This window comes from Hyphomicrobium sulfonivorans (genome assembly GCF_013306565.1).
Taxonomy (GTDB): domain Bacteria; phylum Pseudomonadota; class Alphaproteobacteria; order Rhizobiales; family Hyphomicrobiaceae; genus Hyphomicrobium_A; species Hyphomicrobium_A sulfonivorans.
In genome coordinates, this window is sequence record NZ_PZPO01000007.1 from 1 (window position 1) to 19,974 (window position 19,974).

The following is a 19,974-nucleotide window of genomic DNA, read 5'->3' on the forward strand; positions in this document are numbered from 1 at the left end:
CCGCGTGGGTGCGGCCGAACTTCTGGTACGAGTTTCTCGGCGATCCGAAGACGAAGTTCTCATCCGCCACCGGCTTCATTCCGTTCGCGGCCGACATGGGCGGCACCACGTTCGAGATCAACACCGGTTTCAGCACCGACATCGGCGACGGCGCAGCGATCTATGCCAACGCATCGTACCTCGTCGGCATCGGCGAACACGCTGACGGCAACGCTTACGACGGCAAACTCGGCGTCAAGGTTGCGTGGTGATTGGGAATAGATTGGAGCGCCGGTCGCACGACGTCTCGACCTCTAACATGGTGGTGATCTGCCGGATCAATCGGCCGGATGAAGGCCCGTTGACGGTTGCCATTATGGACGACATGGTCGTAGGTCTTTAGCAATCATGCCTCCGTTGGGCAGGTTGGGGGAAGGGCCAGGCCGTGGACCCATTAGCAATAAGAATGCTCATGGCAGAGCATCAAAGAGTCTTGACGCTGGTAGCTGTAGTGGCGGTGACGGTAGTTTTTATTGCCGTCGCTGCCCGGCTGCTAAGCGACCATTCGGCGTCTCCGGTGTTGGACACCGCTCAAGTGGACAGCAATCCGGCAGAGAGAGAGCTACGTTCCTCACTTGATTGCGCGTTTCGACCGGCCAACCACAACAGCATCTATTTTTATTTTGATGTGGTGGTAAACGAAGGAGTCGAACCGCGCTTCTTTGAGCGAGCAGTCGTGTTCGGCGATGGGACCCGTAGAGCCTATGAGGGTGATGATCGCCCTGTTTGGGACTACGCGGTGGACGCGGACGGCAGGGCAACAATTACATCGCAAAACGATGCTACTCGCATACTTCTCTATGGTCTCAGGATGGGGCTTGCCGGTGTCTGGCCGGTCGAAGCGGGCATCAGAAGTCCCGTGTTCTTCAATCTGGGCGGAGAATGTCGGCAGGCCAATCTTGTTAGCGCTCGGCCGACGATGGCGTCTGACGAGACAATGAAACCCACCCCGCAGTGAAACGATATAAGCTTGGGCGATGGGGGGCATCTGCAGCAAGCAAACCCGCAAGCTTCCGCTATGCCGTCTGATCGTACGCTGACGTAATTTGCTCGCGTTCTGCGGACCCGCCGACTTTCCAGCAAAGCCGATTGTATGGCAGCTCGAGATCCATCGTCTCACTCATGCTGGCGGCTTGCCGCAGGAAAAGTCGGACCACCTCATCCGATAGATTTGTACGCTGGTGCATGGCGAAGCTCTCTTGGTCGAGCCTCGTGTGTGTTCGGTCTCAATCAAAAAGCGGCGATCTGATAGCTCGGCGCCCCATTCATCTACTAGTCGCTTCGCTGGTGACCTGAGTCGCGCGTCAAAGATCAAGACGCTAGGTGAAGCTCAGTCCCAGTCGGCGCGGTGTTGAGTGAGATCACTCCGGCAGCGGCGAGTGCATGTAGTGATGCGCTTCCCCGTCAGCCTTTGAAACACCCTTGGAACTGTGCCGAGACGCGACTAGCGTCGCTCGTGCGGGTGCCGTCCCACCGGCTAGGATGACGGCGAGGGCGCTGCCGATCTCAAGCGCCAGTACTGGCGCGAGTGCCAGCCATCGGGACAACTCGGCGGCGTCAGCCTCAATGCCGACAGCGGCGAGATACGTCGCCAATGCAGCGGCGGCGGGATCGGCGTTGGCGGCCGGTGGTGCCGTTGCAATGTCTGTCTCAGCAGCAGCAAGGGCGGATTGAAGCTCAGTGCGGCGCGTGGTCGTCGCGGCCTCTGCGGTCAGCGCGGCAATCTCTGCACAAACCCGCCGAGACACCGGGCCGAATGCCTTGGTGGTGGTGTCATCGCAGGGCGCAAGCTTCGGCGTCGTCCTGAGACGGACAATCTCGGCGTCGATGGTCGCGACGGGCCGTGTTGCCGGCAGCGCCTCAAGCTCACGTTGAGCGGTGGCATAGCGGGCCTTTGCGGCGGTGGCGGCATCGGCAGCCTGAGACCGTTGTGCGAATGCGTCGGCGCGTGTCGCCGCCATCAGAGAAAGCTCGGCGGTAAGGCTGTAGGCGACGGCGACCGTACCAAGGGCAGCAAGGGCAACGGCGTGGACCGGCGACCAAGAGCGCAGCGCGGCGAAGATACCTTCAATCGCGAACGGCTTCGCAGCAAGCGCCATGCAGACGGACAGAACGCCAATGACCGGGCCGTGATGGTTGCCGGTGGTCCATGCGTAGAACGCGCCGAAGCCTGCCGAAGCGGCGACAAGGGCAACGGCGGATGCCGTGGTGATGATGCGGGTGTAGTTCAGGCCGCCGCGTGGGGTACTCCGTGGTGTACCTTGCGTCGGAGCGACTTCTCTAAGATATTGATTTTCTAACGCTAATTCATGCACTGCAAATGTTGGCTGGGGCGCCAGGATTCGAACCTGGGAATGGCGGAATCAAAATCCACTGCCTTACCACTTGGCTACGCCCCATCATCGGCCCGGCCATTTCTGCCCGCGGAAACAGGCAAATCAGCCCAACCGACAGCCCCATATAGTCGGTGGAGAAAGGGCCGGCAATCCGTATCCGCCGGCTTCGACGCCGCATCCCCATCACCTTCATGCCGGGGGTGAAAAGAAATGACATCAGGAGGCGCCGGGTGGCTTGCAGCCCTGCAAATCGGGAGCTATAAAGCCGGCCTCGCCGCTGCTTCCACCAAGGAGCGCGGCGATTGTCCTTAAAGGGACTTTGATAGGTCGGGCGGAGCGTAGCGCAGCCTGGTAGCGCACTTGCTTCGGGAGCAAGGGGTCGGGAGTTCGAATCTCCCCGCTCCGACCAATCAAAACAACGGGTTAGCTGCTCGTAGCGCGAAACGCACCAATGTTTCAGCCAATGAAACACCCCTTCCAAGTACCGCGATGAGCCCACCTAAAGCGAGCTGGTGAAGACCACACGACGCCATCACTGCCGCCTCTGTCGCTCCCAGCATCCCCCAATTCGGTCATCCCACCATGACGACACGCCGCCATGGTCAACCTGTCCGGCAGGTTTGCGGATCGCGCAGCCCGCCGCACGTGAGTTTGTGTCTCTCGAAGGCAGTGCCGGGGGTGATTCAGTGCGGCGGAGGGAGCGCGACTAATCCGACTGGGTGCCACGCAATCTGCGGACAAGGTTCTGCGGTGCTATTCGGCATTGTGCGGCTGAATTCCAGCCGTCTCGATGCCGTAGTATCCGGCTTCGCAGCCCTTCTGCTCCAGGCTTGCGTTTACCGCCGCCGCTTCAGCCTTGGCTTCATTGTATTGGGCCAGCGCCGGCACGCCCTGATCCGTTGAGCCTGTCAGGCGTGCCCACGCGCTCACCACGGTTTTGGGCAGCTCCTGCATTTGCTGCATGGCTTTGGCTGGAAGTTCGTTGAGCTGGGTCTGCAGGCTTGCCTTGCGTTCCGTCAGTTCGCGGCAACCAAGCCCTTGATCCTGGGCGCTCAAAACGTATGAGCCATTTGTCTGATAGCCAGCCCGGGGTGCACCGCTGAGGTCATGCACGGCAGCACATCCGGCGCCGCTGATGGTCAGCGCACCGACCATGCACAGCTTGCCCACAGTCCGGATGAAGAGCCACGGCATTGGCATCAAATTCGAATCCCCCACACAGCGGGAAATTTATGCACGCTGCGCCGCAAAAACCATTGGTCGGCCGGAATAATCCTATGAACGTTGCCAGCCAGCAACGCCGGGTTATCTGACAGATGTTGTAGGAGTTCACGCTGCGATTGTGGTCAATCGCGCGCTGCAATCATTCCGCGGGCGGCAAGCAGGGCAATGACCCTCTGGGCGAGTTCATCTGCCGGTGCCATGGCCGTCTCGAGAATGAGATCCGGATTTTCAGGCGCTTCATAGGGTGAATCGATGCCAGTGAAGTTTGGCAGCTTACCGGCACGGCACTTGGCATAGAGCCCCTTGGGATCGCGCTGCTCGCACACTTCCAACGGGGCGGTAACGTGGATCTCAATGAACTCGCCATCGTCAAGCAGACCGCGCACCGCTGCACGTTCAGCGCGAAACGGTGAGATGAACGAGCACAGCACAATCAGGCCGGCGTCGACAAACAGGCGCGCCACTTCTCCGACGCGGCGGATGTTTTCAACCCGGTCGGCGGCGGTGAAGCCGAGATCTTTGTTGAGGCCGTGGCGGACATTATCGCCGTCGAGCAGATAGGTGTGGCTGCCGTTCGCCGCCAGGGCGCTTTCCACCAGATTGGCAATGGTTGATTTGCCCGCGCCGGAAAGCCCGGTGAACCAGACGATGCAGGGCCGCTGCGCCTTCATGGATGAACGTAGCGGTTTGGCGACGCTCAGTTCCTGCCAATGAACGTTCTGTCCACGCCGAAGCGCGAAATCGACCGTGCCGGCAGCTATGGGTTCATCTGTTTGTTCGCCCCAGATTTCAAACCGCGCCGCCCCGAGCGAATCCGGCGCTAGGTGAATTGCCGGATGGGTTGCAACCGTACAAACGCCGATCTCGCCATGGCTGAGGGTGCGCGCCGGCAACCGCTGCAGTGTTTCGGTGTCGAGCCGATGCTTGATCGCCGTTATCGTCGCCGGTTGCTCGAGCGATCCAATCCGCAAGCGGTATTCGCGACCGGGCAGCAGTTCCTCGCGCGAAGTCAGGCAGGCCACATGGGCCGCGAAGTGCTCGCTCGGCGGCGAGGGATCGAGTTGCGACGTATGCAGGGGAGAAGGCCGGGGAAGCGTGACGAGGTAGTTCGCCAGCGCCTGATCGCGACGCAGGATATGCGCGCCGGAAATCGCAGCAGTTTTGTCGGAAGCGTTATCTATCGGAATGATGGCTGCTGAAACGAAATTCAGCCGCCGCATCATCGTATCGAACCCGCGCGTCAGGGTATCGAAAGCGTTTGGCTGCAGATCATCTGCAGAACTGCGCACAACCGCGAGCACCAGATGCGATACACCGGCGGCGTGCGCGAGCATGGCGATTTTGCGCACTTGCGCTGTCAGGCCGACGCGGGTGGTGGTGATAATGATCAGGGCATCGGAGGCGAACGGGGCCACCAGATGCGCGCCCGCGCTTTCGATCTGGATAGTCAGCCGCAACGTCGCTTCGCCATCGACATCGGCGGCATCAATAACGCCGACCGCCAACGACCGACGTTCGATTGTCAGCGCAGATCTATCGCTGTGCATCCGGTCACGATCCGTTGCGAGTGACGCTAATGGCGTCCAACTGTATCAGGAATCGTAAAAAGTATTCATGCCAGATGGGATAGTGCTTCAATTTGCAGCCGAATGCACGCAGCTCTCCGTCTGCGGCATTGGTTTTCCATAGCTGCCGAACTTTTCTGCATCAGCGCTCAGGCTGAGGTTATTTCGCGGCCTGCTGAGGGAACACGTAGATATCGAGGATGGCCTGCGCCAGTGCGTGATGTGCTAATTCGACAAAGCCATACTGTGTCGAATTCACATAGAAATTTACGTCACCACGGTTGCGCAGCAGGTTGTCGGGCTGGAAGCCGCTAAGCGTGGCGATGGTCATGCCCTTGGCACGCGCCGTTTGCACTGATTTCAGAATATTGACCGACTGGCCCGAGCTGGAGATCGCGATCAGCATATCGCCGGGCTGGCCCTGGATCTTGAGCTGCTCCGAATAGACGTTGGCGTAGCCGAAGTCGTTGCTCATCGCGGTGATGGCGGCGGGATCGTTGAGCGACAGGGCGCGAATGCCGCCGTTCTTCACAAACTCGATCGCCAGATGACTGGCCACCGCAGCGCTGCCGCCGTTGCCGATCAGGATCAGCTTGTTGCCGGCGTCCTGCGTTTTGCGCGCGGTCTCGGCAACCCATTCGAAACCGCGTTGCAGCTCGATCGGCTTGCCCTCGGCGTCACTGACGCGCATCGATGACAGGACTTGGCTGAGTTCTTCGAAATAGGCGGAAACTGGATTGGATGGGGTTGCCTCGGCGACGCCTTTCAACACTCTCATTGCCTCCAGTTTCATTCGATCGGCGGTCAGATCTAAGCCGCCTATAGATCATATTGGCTGCACTGGCCGCTGGCGAGCAGCGGTTGCTGTGCCAGGCAGGGGTGGCAGGATTCGAGCGCCCATGTATCTCGCGCCGGACAATCCTAGCAAATTGCGGCCAACATGTGCGTCGTGCCTTAGTGCAAGTGTTAGGTGGCAGTAAATCCACGTAAATGTGCGCCAAAGACACACCTGCATGGCGGTGCTTCTAGCAGAAATCTGGCGGTGACGCGACAGGCGGCATTGCGCCGCAACAGCCGTTTGGCATCCGCTGCAAAAGTTGGGCCGCGAAGTTGGCTATCCGGTAGCGTCATCGATCGTAGGGCAGGAACCGGCGTTCGCGAATTTCGGTGCCGTCGTCCTCGATTGGCGGCGCCGCATGCAGCGTATCGCGACCGTCGAACCACACTTCACCGTTGGCCAATGCGACCAGCGTTTCTGTGGAGCGCTGCAGTCCGGTCAGGCGGCTGATGCGCTGGCGTTGCACCACCTGTCCTTCGGCCACCGCTTCCGCAAGCGGCAGGAACCAGTCGAAGGAATCGATCGGCCTGCCTTCATAGGTCTCGCCCGCAATCGAAATGTCATAGTGCTGGTCCGAGTGCAGGATCAGCTCCAGCGGGCACGCGCTTGGCGTGATCGGGGTGATGGCTAACCGCCAGTAGTCGCCCGAAGATGTTTCTTCCACGCGTGCGGTGCTTGCCACGGTGGGCGCCCAGTAGCGCAGCGCCGTGATCGTTGCCTGAAGCCGTGTGCGAAAGACGTCGTCGGGGAGCATCTTCTGATCGCTGGCTGATGGACGATGCGACTACGATGCTGCTTCGTGGCGATTATTCAAAGCGGAAAGTCTGTCAGCCGGTTATCTGCCGTGCATAGTCGGCTTCGATTGCGATTTGCCGTTGCAGCGCGGGGCGTTCTTCAAGCCGTTTGGCATAAGCGACAAACTCGGGCAGCTCGGGAATGGTCTTGAAGCTCATGCCGAAGCGCAGGGTGGCCCCGATAACAACATCCGCCGTCGTGAAGCGCTCACCTAGCAGGTATGGCGATGCCTTGCCGACCGCGCCGCGCAGCGTTGCCATCACGCGGTCGTAGCTGCCCCAGCCGGTCATGCCACGCGGTGTCAGTTCGATGTTTGCGGCGTTCTCGATCATGGCCGGTTCGATGCAGCTCGGCGCGTAGAACAGCCATTTGAGGTATGGGCCGCGGAGCGGATCGCCAATTGCGGGAGCCAGCCCGGCGTGCGGGAATGCGTCGGCCAGATAGCAGCAGATTGCTGCGGATTCGGTAACAACGGCGCCGTTGTGGGAAATGGTCGGCACCTTGCCCATGGGATTGATCGCCAGATATTCCGGCGAACGTTGCGCGCCCGCTTTCAGATTTATCAGCTCGATATCGTACGGCGCGCCAACCTCTTCCAGCATCCACAACACGGTGCTCGATCGGCTGCCGGGCGAATAGTAGAACTTCACGCTCTGGGTCCGAGCATCTGTCATCGCCGCAATCCTTACATGTAATGGCCTAGCGCTGCGCCGGATGCCGATGCACCAGCATCAACCGGCGAGCGCACCCTCGTGTTCCACCTTCAGATCGAACGCGGCGGCGAGCAGCGCCTTGGTGTAGTCCTCGCGCGGGTGCGCGAACACATTGGCAGCCGGGCCTTCCTCTACAACCTTGCCGTTGCGCATTACGATCACATAGTTGCACAACGCGCGCACAACCTTCAGGTCGTGGCTGATGAACAGGTAGGAAAGGTCGCGCTGTTTTTGCAGGTCGCGCAGCAGATCGACAATCTGCGCCTGCACCGACATATCGAGCGCGCTCGTCGGTTCATCGAGCATGACGAACTTCGGCTGCAATACCATCGCGCGGGCAATGGCGATGCGCTGGCGTTGTCCGCCGGAGAACTCATGTGGATAGCGGTCCTGCGCTTCCGGATCGAGGCCCACTTCATGCAATGCCTTGGATACGCGTGCGCGGCGTTCGTCGTAGGTCAGTTCCGGATTCTGGATCAGCAGGCCTTCCTCGATGATCTGCCCAACAGAAAGACGCGGCGACAGCGATCCGTATGGGTCTTGAAAAACGATCTGCATTTCCTTCCGCAGCGGACGCATCTCGGCGGTGCTCAGGCCATCGATGCGGTTGCCCATGTAGACGATCGGCCCTTCCGACGAGATCAGCCGCAGAATGGCGAGGCCGAGCGTCGTCTTGCCGGAACCGGATTCGCCGACGACGCCCAGGGTCTGGCCCTTGCGCAGTTTCAGCGACAGCCCGTCGACGGCTTTCACATAATCCACCGTACGCCGCAGCAGCCCGGCCTTGATCGGGAACCAGACTTTCAGATCGTCGGTCTCCACCACCACCGGCGCGGTTTCATCGGCAGGCGGCGGCAGACCCTTCGGCTCGGCGGCCAGAAGCTGCTTGGTGTAGGCGTGGTGCGGATCGGTGAAGATGCGCTCTGTCGGGCCTTCCTCGACGATGTTGCCGCGACGCATGATGTAAACGCGCTCGGCCATTTTTCGCACGATGCCCAGATCGTGGGTGATGAGCAGCATGGCCATGCCCATCTCGCGCTGCAGATCCCGCAGCAGCTGCAGAATTTGGGCCTGAATGGTCACGTCGAGCGCAGTTGTCGGCTCGTCGGCGATCAGCAGGTCGGGTTCGTTGGCAAGCGCCATGGCGATCATCACGCGCTGACGCTGACCGCCGGAGAGCTGATGCGGATAAGCATCAAGGCGCTTCTCGGGATCGCGGATGCCGACCTTCTGCAGCAGTTCCACCACGCGTGCGCGCACGGCGACGTCGTTCATGCGCCGGTGCACGCGCAGCACTTCGCCCACCTGCCGCTGAATGGTGTGCAGCGGATTGAGCGACGTCATCGGCTCCTGAAAGATCATCGAGATGCGATCGCCGCGCACGCTCTGCAGCTGCGATGGCTTCAGCTTCAGGAGATCACGGCCCTCGAACCAGATCTCGCCCGAAGGATGCGACGCAGCCGGATACGGCAGCAGGCGCAGGATAGATAGCGCTGACACGGTCTTGCCCGATCCGGACTCGCCGACCAGCGCCACCGTCTCGCCCTTGCCGATGCGGAAGCTCACCTTATCGGCGGCAATCACCTTGCCACCGTTGAAGGCGACCGAAAGATCCCTGACATCGAGCAGCGCGCGGGAAGGTTTGTCCGACATTGCCAGCCTCACCGGAAAGTCTTGCGGGGATCGAGTGCGTCGCGCACCGCCTCGCCGATGAAGATCAGCAGCGACAGCATGATCGCTACGGTGAAGAAGCCGGTGAGACCCAGCCATGGCGCTTCAAGGTGGCGCTTGCCCTGCAACAGCAACTCGCCCAGCGACGGCGAGCCGGGCGGCAGGCCGAGGCCCAGGAAGTCCAGCGCGGTCAGCGCCGCGATGCTGCCCGAGAGCTGGAACGGCAGGAAGGTGAGCGTTGCCACCATCGCGTTGGGCAGCAGGTGCTTGACCATGATCTTGCGATGGGAAAGGCCGAGCGCGCGCGCGGCGTTCACGTATTCGAAGTTGCGCGCGCGCAGGAATTCGGCGCGCACGACGCCAACGAGGTTCACCCACTCGAACAGCAACAGCACGCCCAGCAGCGTCCAGAAGCCGGGGATCAGCACCGACGAGATGATGATCAGCACGAACAGCGACGGTATCGACGACCATATCTCTAGGAAGCGCTGGAAGATTAGATCGGTCTTGCCGCCGAAGTATCCCTGTATCGCGCCAGCCGTCACGCCAACCGTGGCCGACAGAAGCGCCAGGATCAGGCCGAACAGCACTGATATTCGGAAGCCGTAAATCACGCGCGCGACGACATCGCGGCCCTGATTGTCGAGGCCCAGCCAGTTGGTGTTGCCGAGCGCATTGAAGCGCGCAAGCTGCTCGGGTGGCGCTTCACACAGCGGCGCACTTGAGGCCCACGGCGGCGGCGCGGGATAGCCAAGGCACAATCCGTCCGGACCTTTGCGGCCGGGGTAATCCTTGTTGATCGTGTCGTAGGAATAGCGGATCGGCGGCCACAGCACCCAGCCGTTGCTCTTGATCTCGTCGAGGATCACCGGATCTTTGTAGTCGGTGATGGCGAGGAAGCCGCCGAATTTCGATTCCGGATAGTTGAACAGCACTGGCGACAGGATTTCGCCCTTGTAGCTGATCAGCAGCGGACGATCGTTGGCGATGAACTCCGCGAACAGCGACACCAGAAACAGCGCCAGAAAAATTCTCAGGCTCCAGAAGCCGCGGCGGTTGGCCTTGAAGTTGGTCCAGCGACGCTGATTGATCGGGCTTAGCTTGTCGCCGGATGGCAAGCGGCGCGAAATCCATTCCGGCAGGCGCTTGTGCTCTTCGCGGGGCGGCGGCTGCGATTGTGGCAGTGGCGTTTCAAGGGCGCGCAGGTCGGTCATCGGCTCAGACCTCCCGGCTTTCGAAGTCGATCCGTGGATCGACTGTCGTGTAGACGAAGTCGGCAACGATGTTCAGCAGCAGGCCGACCAGCGAGAAAATCCACAGCGTGGCGAAAATCACCGGATAGTCCCGCTTCTCGATGGATTCAAATGACAGCAAGCCGATGCCGTCCAGCGAGAATATCGTTTCTATCAGCAGCGAGCCGGCGAAGAATGCGCCGATGAACGCGCCGGGAAAGCCGGCGATGATCAGCAGCATCGCGTTGCGGAACACGTGGCCGTATAGCACCTGATTTTCCGACAGGCCCTTGGCGCGCGCAGTCGTCACATACTGCTTGCGGATTTCGTCCAGAAACGAATTCTTGGTCAGGAACGTCATCGTCGTGAACGCGGTCAGCGACATGGCGATCAGCGGTAGGGTCAGGTGCCAGAAATAATCGGTGATGCGGCCGAAAAACGAGAGCTGCTCCCAGTTGTCTGATGTCAGCCCGCGCGAGGGGAAGATCTGCAGGAACGATGAGCCCGCAAACAGGATGAGCAGCAACACCGCGAACAGGAAGCCCGGAATGGCATAGGCGACAACCAGCACGGTGCTGGTCCAGCCGTCGAATGGCTCGCCGTCCTTCATTGCCTTGCGGATGCCGAGCGGGATGGAGATCAGATAGCTGATCAGCATCATCCACAGACCCAGCGATATCGAAACCGGCAGCTTCTCCTTGATGAGCTGCAACACGGAGACATCGCGGAAGTAGCTCTTGCCGAAATCGAAGGTGAGGTAGCTCTTCATCATGATGAAGAAGCGCTCGTAGGCCGGCTTGTCGAAACCGAACTGCTTCTCAAGGCTTTTGATGAATTCCGGATCGAGGCCCTGCGCACCACGATATTTCGAGGTGTTGGAATCCACCGAGCCCTGGCCAAGCTGTGCCTGACTGCCACTGGAGAGCGTATCGGAGCCGCCGCCGCCGATGCGCGAGACGATGGAGGAGTCGCGCCCCTGCAGCTGGGCGATGATCCGTTCAACCGGACCACCCGGCGCAAACTGGATGATCGTGAAGCTGATCAGCATGATCCCGAACAGCGTCGGGATGATCAGCAACAGTCGTTTCAGGAGATATGCTGCCATCGGGCTCCGCTCGGGCTTACGGTCTTTTCAGTTTGGCGGCTTTGTCGGCGTCGAACCACCACGTGTCGATCACGCCGTCGTCGTACTTCGGCTTCACAGCGGGACGCCCGTACATATCCCAGAAAGCGACATTATGTGATGCCTTGTACCACTGAGGAACCCAATAATTTCCGGCCCGCAGCACACGGTCCAGCGCACGCGCCGCAACGGTGAGTTCTTCGCGTGATTTTGCTTCCACCATCTTGTCGATCAATGCATCGACAACAGGATCAGCGATGCCGGGCAGATTGAAGCTGCCGTCGATCTTGGCGGCATCCGACCCCCAGTAGGTTTTCACCTCAATGCCCGGCGTCAGCCGCAGCGCATAGCGCTGGATCGCGAGATCGAAGTCGAACGACTTGATGCGCCGCTCATACTGGGCGGGATCTACACGGCGCAGCGATGCGTTGACGCCGATGCGCTTCAGGTTCTCGATGTACGGAATGATGATGCGGTCGAAGCCTTCTTCGAACGAAAGGATTTCGACGTTCAGCGGTTTGCCGCCCTGGCCATAGCCGGCCTCGGCCAGCAGCTGATGCGCCTTGCGCAGGTTATCGCGATTGCGGCCCGACCCATCGGTAGCTGGCGGCACATAGGGCTCGCCGAACACTTCAGGCGGCAGCTTATCCTTGAACGGCTCCAGCAACGCCAGCTCCGCAGCGCTGGGCAGACCGGATGCCTTCAGCTCCGAATTTTCAAAGAAGCTTTGTGTGCGAGAATAGAGATCGAAGAAGAGGTTCTTGTTCGACCATTCGAAATCGAACGCCAGATCAAGCGCCTCGCGCACGCGCTTGTCCTTGAACTGGTCCTTGCGCGTGTTGATGAAGAAGCCCTGCGCGCCAGATGGGCGGCCGTCCGGCATGATGAGCCGCTGCAACCGGCCTTCCTTCACCGCGGGAATGTCATACGCGGTCGCCCAGTCAATCGAGGTGAACTCCTCGCGATAGTCGAACGTGCCCGACTTCAGGCCTTCCAGTTCAAGCGTGCGATCGCGGAAATATTCGTAGCGGATCTCATCGAAGTTGAAGCGCCCGCGATTGACCGCAAGATCCTTGGCCCAGTAATCCGGCCGCCGCTTATAGGAAACAAACGTGCCCGGCTTGAAGTTGCCGATCTCGTATGGACCGGAGGCAACGGGCTTTTCCAGCGACGACTGATCGAACGGATGCTTGGTGTAAAACGCCTTCGACAGGATCGGCAGTCCGGCGACCGTCAGCGGCAGATCGCGGATCAGGTTGCCTTTGAACTCGTAGCGCACCGTGTGCGGATCGAGCGCCTCGGCCTTCGCCACATCGCGCAGCGATAGCGAATAATTGGGGTGGCCCTTTTCCTTCAGCACTTCGAGCGAGAACACCACGTCGTCGGCGGTTACCGGCGTGCCGTCAGAGAATTTCGCTTCGGGGCGCAGCTTGAAAACGACGGAGCGGCCGTCTTCGGCAACGTCGGCGCTTTCAGCTACCAGACCATAGGCGGCGTCGGGCTCGTCCATCGCCCGCGTCATCAGGCTGTCGAACAGATACTCAAGGCCCTGCGCAGAGTCGCCCTTCAGGATAAAGGCGTTGAAGCTGTCGAATGTCTTTGTGCCGCCGGTGCCGGTGGAGGAAAAGCGTCCGCCCTTTGGCGCGTCCGGGTTGGCATATTCAAAGTGCTTGAAGTCCGGTCCGTATTTCAGCTCGCCGAACGTGGAAATGCCGTGCCGAGGTTCGGCGCTGAGCGGAGCGGCGACGAATGACATCGCCGCTCCTGCAAGTGCTAAAGCCGCTGCAAAGTTCCGGCGTCGGCTTGGCCCGTGCCGCTGGGCTGAGAACGAATGCAGCATGATGATCAGCGTCCCTGCACAGCGTTGAGAGCTTTCTGCTTGTCGGCGTCCATCCACCAGACGCGCGACAGCGATGACGTTTGCGAGGGTAGCTTGTCCGGACGGCCGAAGATGTCCCAATAGGCGATCCGCTCATAGGGATAATGCCACTGCGGCACGACGTAGTGGTTCCACAGCAGCACGCGATCGAGTGCGTGGGTGGCGGCAACCAGCTCTTCGCGTGTCGTGGCGAACACGACCTTGTCGATCAGCTTGTCGATGGCCGGATTGCGAATGCCAGCGGTGTTGGTTGAACCCTCACGGTCGGCGGCAGCTGAGCCCCAGAAATCGCGCTGCTCGTTGCCAGGCGATTCCGACTGCGCGAAGTTGTCGATGATGATGTCGTAATCGCGTGAGTCTTCGCGGCGCTTGTACTGGGCGCTGTCGACCATGCGGATCGAAGCATTGACGCCGAGCTTCTTCAGATCCTGCACATACGGCAGCACGATTTTCTGGAAGTCGGGCGACTGGACCAGGAACTCTGCGTTCAGCGTTTCGCCCTTGTCGTTACGCAGAAGGTTCGTGGTGTTGGCCGACGAAAGACCGACGCTGCGCATGATCGAGCAGAACGTGCCGCATTCGCCGTCGTCCACTTCAACTTCCTGCAGCTTCCAGCCTGCTTCCTGCAGCAGCTTTGAGGCTTCGCGCATGTTGTTGCGGAAATCTTCCGGCGTCTTGTTCACCGGGTTCTTCCATTCGGTGGTGAAGACCTCCGGCGGAACTTCGTCTTTCACTTCCTGCAGGATTTCCAGCTCGCGCCCTTCCGGCAGCCCCTTCGCAGCGAGCTCGGAATTGTCGAAGAAGCTGCCCACGCGCACATAGGAATCGTAGAACAGCTTCTTGTTCGCCTCCTCAAAGTTGAAGGCGAGATTAAACGCCTGGCGCACGCGCGGGTCCTGGAACTGCTTGCGGCGCTGATTGAACACGAACGACTGCATCGGCGCGACGCGACGCACCGGAATAGCTTCCTTCTTCACCTGACCGTTGCGGATCGCGGGGAAGTCATAACCGGTGGCCCACTGGCTCGCCGTCGACTCCTGCCAGTAGTCAATCTTGCCCGACTTGAATTCCTCAAAGCCCGGCGTGCGGTCGAGGAAGTACGTCAGCTTGAACTCGTCAAAGTTCCACTGGCCCTTGGCGACCGGCAGATCCTGCGCCCAATAATCTTTCACGCGCTCGAAGGTGATGCCGCGGCCGGGGTCAAAGCTCTTGATGCGATAGGGGCCGGAGCCCACCGGCATTTCCAGCGTCGATTTGGTGATGTCGCGCTTCTCGCCGTCGGGACCTGCTGCCTCCCAGAAGGCCTTCGGCACAACGTTGAGCTGACCGAGAATCAGCGGCAACTCGCGATTGCCGGTGACGTCGAAGGTGAAGGTCACCTCATTATCGCCGGTCTTCTCCGCCTTGACCACGTTCTTGTAATAGAACGCCGAGCGCGGATGGGCGGCCTTCTGGCCTTCGAACGAGAAGATCACGTCTTCGGGTGTAACCGGCGTGCCATCATGGAAGCGCGCTTTGGGATTGATGCCGAAGGTGACGGACGAGAAATCCGGCGGATAGGAAACCCATTCTGCGATCAGCCCGTATTCGGTCGAGGGCTCGTCAGGGCTGCTCGACATCAGCGAGTCGTAGATCAGTCCGAGGCCACCGGCCGGATCGCCTTTCACCGAGAACGGGTTGAGGCTGTCGAACGAACCTTGAGCGAAGGCGCGCAGGGTGCCGCCCTTCGGTGCATCCGGGTTGACCCAATCGAAATGGCTGAAGCCTTCGGGGAAGGCCGGATCGCCCATCAGCGAAAGTGCATGGTGGCGCGGGTGCTGCTCGACAGCGGCGGCTGGAGCTTGTGCGGCCGGTGCTTCCGGCGCGGTCGGCTGTGCTTCCTGTGCTGCGGCTTCCGCAGGTGCAGCAGTCTGGCCATCAGGTGCAGCCGGTGCTTCCGCAGCTGCGGGAGGAGGGCTGGCCGGTTCCGATGCTTCGTTGGCTGGCGGCGCTGCAGCGGGGACGGCAGGATCTGCAACCGGCGCGGATTGCTCTGCCTGTGCCGACGGCGATGCCGGCTCCTGGGCAAAGGTGGCGGTGGCCATCGTCAGGCAAAGAAGTGCTGCGAGGCAGGCGGCGGGGGCGTCAAGACGCAGGTGCACCAGGTGAATTCCCTTGATGATCACGACGAGAGCTGGAAGACGCCGCTGCGCGGAAAACCGACGGCAGGGCGCCGCAAAAGAACAACAGATATGCCAACAGGCGCCAGAGTCGCAAAATACGGCGGCGGGGGCGAGTTAACTTGCTGTCATTTTTGGCCTCATGGACAGCTTAACCGCCACTGTTCGATGCCAGTTAACTGTTTGCGGCCTTGGGGTGGTCGCATCGCGGGGCCGTGACGGAGCACAACATTGCGGATACGAAAACGGCCCCGCTGGAGAGCGGAGCCGCAATTGTCTCTGTTCGCGCGAACTGTCCGACGCGAAGCGCCCGCTCCGCCGCCCATGCAACTACTTGTTGCTGTTGAGGTAAGCGATCAGATCCGCCAACTCGGTAGAGTCCTTGATGCCGGGGAACATCATCTTCGTGCCCGGCACAAATTCCTTGGGGTTGTGCAGGAACGAGGCGAGATCAGCCATCGACCAGTCGCCACCCTTGGCCTTCATGGCGTCGGAATAGGCGAATCCTTCGTGCGAACCCTTGCCACGGCCGACAAGCCCGCCAAGATTGGGTCCAACCTTGTTGGCGCCGCCCGCTTCAGCGGTGTGGCAGGCGCTGCACTTTTTGAATACCTTGGCGCCGCCATCGACGCTGGCGCTTTCTGCGGCCTGAGCAACCGCTGCCGGATCAAATGCGGCTGGCGCTTCAGTCGCCGGAGCAGCACCACCACCGCCCGCCGCAGCACCATCGGCGCTCGGCATCGGCAACACGTAGCCCGGCGCCTGCGGCGTGCTGTGGTGCTGGCCGATTTCGATGGCTACGCGGGAGGCGACGATCACCAGAAGGGCGCAGATAAAAGCGCCGGCGATCTTCGAAAGTTCGAAAGTATCAACTTGCATTGTTCGCTCCGCGGCCGCTTTCGGCTCGCTGCCGAAGCGTGTGCGCGACTATAGAAATTCCACATCGGCTTGCAACCGCAGTGGGCGTTGTTCTATGTGCATCGCGCCGGGACCAATTGCCTCGCCCGGTACCCTTCGGCCATTGTTCTTTTGGGTACATAAGCCGTCCCCATGGGCAGCCTAACCCGATCAGGTGTTCCATTGCCTAATATGTCGTCTAGCAGCCCATCCGGCACCCCGGCCAATACGCTTATTGTCATTCCGGCCCGTATGCAGGCCACCCGGCTGCCCGGCAAACCGATGCTGGATATCGCCGGGGCGCCCATGATCGTGCAGGTCTGGCGCCGGGCCATGGCGGCCAACACGGGGCGCGTGGTGGTGGCCACCGACGCCGACGAAATCCTGCGGGCAGTGCAGGCTGCGGGTGGAGAAGCCGTGATGACCAGGACCGATCACGCCTCCGGCTCTGATCGTATCCACGAGGCGGTGGAGAGCATTGATCCTGCCGGCCGCATCGACACCATCGTCAACCTGCAGGGCGACCTGCCGACGCTGGAGCCGCATCTGATCTCGGCCTGCGTGGCGCCGCTGACCAATGCTTCAGTCGATATTGCCACGCTGGCAGCTGAGATCACTGAGCCTGAGGAACGCACCAATCCCAACGTGGTGAAGGTGGTCGGCTCACCTGTCGATGCATCCGCCACGCATCTGCGCGCACTCTATTTTACGCGCGCCACCGCCCCCCACGGGGAGGGGCCGCTGTACCATCACATCGGCATTTACGCCTATCGCCGCCCGGCACTGTCGCGCTTCGTGTCGCTGCAACCTTCACCGCTCGAACAGCGCGAAAAGCTGGAGCAGTTGCGGGCGCTGGAAGCCGGCATGCGCATCGATGTGACCGTCGTTGACACTGTTCCGCTCGGTGTCGATACTCCGGCCGACCTCGAGCGGGCGCGCCGCCTCCTGGGGGCCGTCTGAACCCTCCGCGAGCCGACGTCTGACGGTTTTTTCAAACCGCAGGCATCTGTTTGCCGCCAAAGCGTCATCCCAGCGATCATGTCCCAATCAACGAGCGGTGCACCTGCGGGTGCCAAATCTTCTGCCAGCGTGCCAGCTTCCGGACGTATCGCCTATCAGGGCGAGCCGGGCGCGAACTCGCATCTGGCCTGCCGCGAGGCGTTTCCGGATATGGAAGCGGTTGCGTGCCCGACGTTCGAGGATGCGCTGCTGGCGGTGAAGAATGGCGAGGCGCGTCTGGCCATGATCCCGATCGAGAACTCGGTCGCCGGGCGTGTCGCTGATATCCATCATCTGTTGCCGCAGGCCGAGCTTTATATCGTTGGCGAACACTTCCTGCGCGTGCGCCATCAGCTGATGGCCATTCCCGGCGCCAGCCTGCAGTCGGTGAAAAAGGTGCTATCGCACACGCAGGCGCTGGGCCAGTGCCGCCGCAAGCTGATCGAACTCGGTCTGAAGCCGGTGCCGGAAGCCGACACGGCCGGTTCGGCACGCATCGTCAGCGAGATGAAGGATTCCGGTCTGGCGGCGATTGCCTCGACGCTGGCGGCTGAGATCTACGGCCTCGACATTCTGATGAACGATGTTGAGGACGAGATGCACAACACGACGCGCTTCGTCGTGCTGGCATCCGAAGCCGATGACGCGTTGCCGGAGGACGGCCCCGTCATCACCACGTTCATCTTCCGCGTGCGCAACGTTCCCGCCGCGCTTTACAAGGCGCTCGGCGGTTTCGCCACCAACGGCGTCAACATGACGAAGCTGGAGAGCTATCAGCTCGAAGGCACGTTCAACGCCACAATGTTCTACGCTGACATTGAAGGCCATCCGTCCGACCGCATGGTTCGCCTTGCTCTGGAAGAGCTGTCATTCTTCTCGTCGGAAAAGCGGGTGCTCGGCACATACCTGGCTAGTCCGTATCGGGCTGAGGCTGCACGCATGGCGGCTGAAGGCTTGATCCCGGTGCGCAAGACGCTTCGCTGACATCACGCGACTGGCGTTGCTTTATATCCGCAGAATGGAAGTGCTCTTGCATTAAATGGGCTTGAGCAATTTGCCTGTGGCAAGATTTGTCCCGTCGACCGCGAAGAAAACATCCAACGCATATCTTGTGGTGTATTGCGCGCCGTCATGACCTATTGGTGCGACAACTTTGTTGTGGAGCGCGACATTCCGACGAAGCGACCGTTAAGCCTTCGACGGTTAGCATTTCAGCCAACGTCACTCGCCGCACCGCGATGGAGAGACTTTGGCGCATACGACAGAAGAGCTTGTCGCAAGGTTGCCGGACGAACGCGCCGACGGTATCGCTGCGTCCGGTAGCAGATCGGGCCTGCTGCTTCCATCAACGCTGACATCGCCGTGGGCGTGGTTCGTTGTGTGCTGTGGCTTCAGCTTTCTGTTCAACAACCAGCTGGTGTTCGACTCCAAATATGCTGAGCTCGCTGCTCATGCCGTTATCGGCGCATGCGCGGTTTTCGCCGGCAGATTTCTCGCCCGCCAATGCGCGGAGCTGTTGACGCGCTTTGCGCCCGGTTCGCGCAGCACAAATGGCTATGCAAACGGTGTCGCCGTTGCTGTCGCTGTTGTGGCTGCGGGTGTTGGTGCTGCGATTGGCTTTGAAGCGGCGACGCTCTACACGCGGGAAATGCTAAGCGCTGGGGCCAACCGCACGGCGGCGCTGGAACGTCAGCGCGAATGGCTGGACGAGAAGACCAGAACCAACCTCATTCGCCCCGACCAGCCCTATCGTCTGGGGCTGCCCAGCTTCCTTTATATCAGTCTGCCCACCACAGCGCGGCACTGATAACGCGCGCGAGTTTCCTGCATGGCAGCGTCGCTCGCCGCCGAGCTAGGCCATGAACGTCGCGACGTAGCCGTTCAGCGCTTCAAGCTGCTGCCTTGACCAGAATGTCCTTCAGCCATGGCAGCGCGATATCCTGCGGAAAATCATCCGACGATGCATCGTGAATGCCGCGCTCGCCAATCTGCTGCGCATTGCAGGCCAGCATTCCAGTCAACAGCGTCTGCGATCCGTTAGCGAACGTCGGCCCGAATGAGCGGTCGCCAAGACCGAAAATAGCAAAGCGCACCGCGCTGAGATCCGGCTTCTCACGCTCTAGCGTATCCAGGAACGGCTGCGCATTGTCGGGCAATTGCCCGCTGCCGTAAGTGGCGCTCACCAGAATATAAAGCGTATCGGCATCAAACTCGCCGGGCTCGACTTCATCCAGCGACGAGATCTGGCAGTCGTGGGCATCGCCCACGCCGTCCTTGAGACTGTCGCAGAGCATCTCGGCCGTACCGCTGACCGTGCCGTAGAGAAAATGAATATTCATGGCTTTATTCGGCTATTCTGGTGAGGCTTGGATGGGAGCACGGCGGCGTGTTGTCGGGCAGATTGCCCGCTGCCGTGCAGGTGAGTGTTAATCCGATGCCCGGATCAATATCCCAAGCGACAAAATTCAACAATACGGTAGGGGGCAGCCCCGGCGGTCACGTTA

At 60.7% G+C, this 19,974-nt stretch carries 18 protein-coding genes and 2 tRNA genes; 6 read left to right on the plus strand and 14 right to left on the minus strand.

The annotated features are described in order from the left end of the window. Positions 1-251 (plus strand): autotransporter outer membrane beta-barrel domain-containing protein (locus C6Y62_RS15090; protein WP_173953988.1); only part of this gene is annotated, 251 nt, incomplete at its 5' end. A gap of 200 nt (positions 252-451) precedes the next feature. After that, a complete protein-coding gene (locus C6Y62_RS15095) occupies positions 452-997 on the plus strand; it encodes a hypothetical protein (protein WP_173954633.1) in 546 nt (181 codons plus the stop codon). A 403-nt stretch (positions 998-1,400) separates the two neighbouring features. On the opposite strand, the gene C6Y62_RS15100 is transcribed toward C6Y62_RS15095, so the two are convergent. Together C6Y62_RS15100 and C6Y62_RS15105 are read right to left on the minus strand one after the other, a co-directional pair. Beyond that, on the minus strand, positions 1,401-2,354 hold the full coding sequence (locus tag C6Y62_RS15100; protein WP_173954634.1) for a hypothetical protein: 954 nt from the start codon (positions 2,352-2,354) through the stop codon (positions 1,401-1,403). Between the two features lie 9 nt (positions 2,355-2,363). Then, a tRNA-Gln gene (locus C6Y62_RS15105) sits at positions 2,364-2,438 on the minus strand. Positions 2,439-2,707: 269 nt separating this feature from the next. On the opposite strand from C6Y62_RS15105, the gene C6Y62_RS15110 reads away from it, so the two are divergent. After that, positions 2,708-2,784 (plus strand) — tRNA-Pro (locus C6Y62_RS15110). Between the two features lie 344 nt (positions 2,785-3,128). Here the strand turns inward: C6Y62_RS15110 and C6Y62_RS15115 are convergent. From C6Y62_RS15115 to C6Y62_RS15165, 11 genes are all read right to left on the minus strand, one after another. Beyond that, entirely contained in the window at positions 3,129-3,575 is a 447-nt protein-coding gene (locus C6Y62_RS15115; protein ID WP_157066627.1) for a hypothetical protein, read from the minus strand. Between the two features lie 146 nt (positions 3,576-3,721). Then, a complete protein-coding gene (cysC, locus tag C6Y62_RS15120; RefSeq protein ID WP_173954635.1) occupies positions 3,722-5,146 on the minus strand; it encodes an adenylyl-sulfate kinase in 1,425 nt (474 codons plus the stop codon). A 178-nt stretch (positions 5,147-5,324) separates the two neighbouring features. Further along, positions 5,325-5,942, minus strand: a complete 618-nt coding sequence (locus tag C6Y62_RS15125; RefSeq protein ID WP_173954636.1) for an SIS domain-containing protein — start codon at positions 5,940-5,942, stop codon at positions 5,325-5,327. Positions 5,943-6,291: 349 nt separating this feature from the next. Further along, positions 6,292-6,756: a hypothetical protein gene (locus C6Y62_RS15130; RefSeq protein WP_068460400.1), complete on the minus strand. Its 465-nt coding sequence runs from the start codon at positions 6,754-6,756 to the stop codon at positions 6,292-6,294. Positions 6,757-6,829: 73 nt separating this feature from the next. Beyond that, positions 6,830-7,471: a glutathione S-transferase family protein gene (locus C6Y62_RS15135; protein WP_173954637.1), complete on the minus strand. Its 642-nt coding sequence runs from the start codon at positions 7,469-7,471 to the stop codon at positions 6,830-6,832. A 57-nt stretch (positions 7,472-7,528) separates the two neighbouring features. Further along, positions 7,529-9,163, minus strand: a complete 1,635-nt coding sequence (locus C6Y62_RS15140) for an ABC transporter ATP-binding protein (RefSeq protein WP_068460395.1) — start codon at positions 9,161-9,163, stop codon at positions 7,529-7,531. Positions 9,164-9,171: 8 nt separating this feature from the next. Further along, on the minus strand, positions 9,172-10,395 hold the full coding sequence (locus tag C6Y62_RS15145) for an ABC transporter permease (RefSeq protein WP_173954638.1): 1,224 nt from the start codon (positions 10,393-10,395) through the stop codon (positions 9,172-9,174). Positions 10,396-10,399: 4 nt separating this feature from the next. Then, positions 10,400-11,518 (minus strand): microcin C ABC transporter permease YejB, encoded by a 1,119-nt coding sequence (locus C6Y62_RS15150; RefSeq protein WP_068460393.1) that lies wholly within the window; start codon positions 11,516-11,518, stop codon positions 10,400-10,402. Positions 11,519-11,534: 16 nt separating this feature from the next. Further along, complete coding sequence (locus C6Y62_RS15155) at positions 11,535-13,292, minus strand: extracellular solute-binding protein (protein ID WP_246274817.1); 1,758 nt, start codon at positions 13,290-13,292, stop codon at positions 11,535-11,537. A gap of 89 nt (positions 13,293-13,381) precedes the next feature. Next, entirely contained in the window at positions 13,382-15,556 is a 2,175-nt protein-coding gene (locus C6Y62_RS15160; RefSeq protein ID WP_338074374.1) for an extracellular solute-binding protein, read from the minus strand. 348 nt (positions 15,557-15,904) lie between these two features. Next, complete coding sequence (locus C6Y62_RS15165) at positions 15,905-16,453, minus strand: c-type cytochrome (protein WP_173954640.1); 549 nt, start codon at positions 16,451-16,453, stop codon at positions 15,905-15,907. A 210-nt stretch (positions 16,454-16,663) separates the two neighbouring features. On the opposite strand from C6Y62_RS15165, the gene C6Y62_RS15170 reads away from it, so the two are divergent. The 3 genes from C6Y62_RS15170 (at position 16,664) to C6Y62_RS15180 (ending at position 19,277) form a co-directional block, all read left to right on the plus strand. Beyond that, positions 16,664-17,431: a 3-deoxy-manno-octulosonate cytidylyltransferase gene (locus tag C6Y62_RS15170; RefSeq protein ID WP_173954641.1), complete on the plus strand. Its 768-nt coding sequence runs from the start codon at positions 16,664-16,666 to the stop codon at positions 17,429-17,431. Between the two features lie 78 nt (positions 17,432-17,509). Then, positions 17,510-18,454 carry a prephenate dehydratase gene (locus C6Y62_RS15175; protein ID WP_173954642.1) on the plus strand — a complete coding sequence of 315 codons (945 nt, stop codon included), beginning with the start codon at positions 17,510-17,512 and terminating at the stop codon, positions 18,452-18,454. 265 nt (positions 18,455-18,719) lie between these two features. Further along, positions 18,720-19,277: a hypothetical protein gene (locus tag C6Y62_RS15180; RefSeq protein ID WP_173954643.1), complete on the plus strand. Its 558-nt coding sequence runs from the start codon at positions 18,720-18,722 to the stop codon at positions 19,275-19,277. 82 nt (positions 19,278-19,359) lie between these two features. Here the strand turns inward: C6Y62_RS15180 and C6Y62_RS15185 are convergent, their stop codons facing one another. After that, positions 19,360-19,809: a flavodoxin domain-containing protein gene (locus C6Y62_RS15185; RefSeq protein WP_173954644.1), complete on the minus strand. Its 450-nt coding sequence runs from the start codon at positions 19,807-19,809 to the stop codon at positions 19,360-19,362. Positions 19,810-19,974: the final 165 nt, after the last annotated feature.

Excerpts from the sequence above, each read along its gene's own strand:
- C6Y62_RS15095 (WP_173954633.1), top strand. The coding sequence starts at position 452 with ATGGCAGAGCATCAAAGAGTCTTGACGCTGGTAGCTGTAGTGGCGGTG.
- C6Y62_RS15115 (WP_157066627.1), bottom strand. The coding sequence starts at position 3,575 with ATGCCAATGCCGTGGCTCTTCATCCGGACTGTGGGCAAGCTGTGCATG.
- cysC (WP_173954635.1), bottom strand. The coding sequence starts at position 5,146 with ATGCACAGCGATAGATCTGCGCTGACAATCGAACGTCGGTCGTTGGCG.
- C6Y62_RS15125 (WP_173954636.1), bottom strand. The coding sequence starts at position 5,942 with ATGAGAGTGTTGAAAGGCGTCGCCGAGGCAACCCCATCCAATCCAGTT.
- C6Y62_RS15130 (WP_068460400.1), bottom strand. The coding sequence starts at position 6,756 with ATGCTCCCCGACGACGTCTTTCGCACACGGCTTCAGGCAACGATCACG.
- C6Y62_RS15135 (WP_173954637.1), bottom strand. The coding sequence starts at position 7,471 with ATGACAGATGCTCGGACCCAGAGCGTGAAGTTCTACTATTCGCCCGGC.
- C6Y62_RS15140 (WP_068460395.1), bottom strand. The coding sequence starts at position 9,163 with ATGTCGGACAAACCTTCCCGCGCGCTGCTCGATGTCAGGGATCTTTCG.
- C6Y62_RS15145 (WP_173954638.1), bottom strand. The coding sequence starts at position 10,395 with ATGACCGACCTGCGCGCCCTTGAAACGCCACTGCCACAATCGCAGCCG.
- C6Y62_RS15150 (WP_068460393.1), bottom strand. The coding sequence starts at position 11,518 with ATGGCAGCATATCTCCTGAAACGACTGTTGCTGATCATCCCGACGCTG.
- C6Y62_RS15155 (WP_246274817.1), bottom strand. The coding sequence starts at position 13,292 with ATGTCATTCGTCGCCGCTCCGCTCAGCGCCGAACCTCGGCACGGCATT.
- C6Y62_RS15165 (WP_173954640.1), bottom strand. The coding sequence starts at position 16,453 with ATGCAAGTTGATACTTTCGAACTTTCGAAGATCGCCGGCGCTTTTATC.
- C6Y62_RS15170 (WP_173954641.1), top strand. The coding sequence starts at position 16,664 with ATGTCGTCTAGCAGCCCATCCGGCACCCCGGCCAATACGCTTATTGTC.
- C6Y62_RS15175 (WP_173954642.1), top strand. The coding sequence starts at position 17,510 with ATGTCCCAATCAACGAGCGGTGCACCTGCGGGTGCCAAATCTTCTGCC.
- C6Y62_RS15185 (WP_173954644.1), bottom strand. The coding sequence starts at position 19,809 with ATGAATATTCATTTTCTCTACGGCACGGTCAGCGGTACGGCCGAGATG.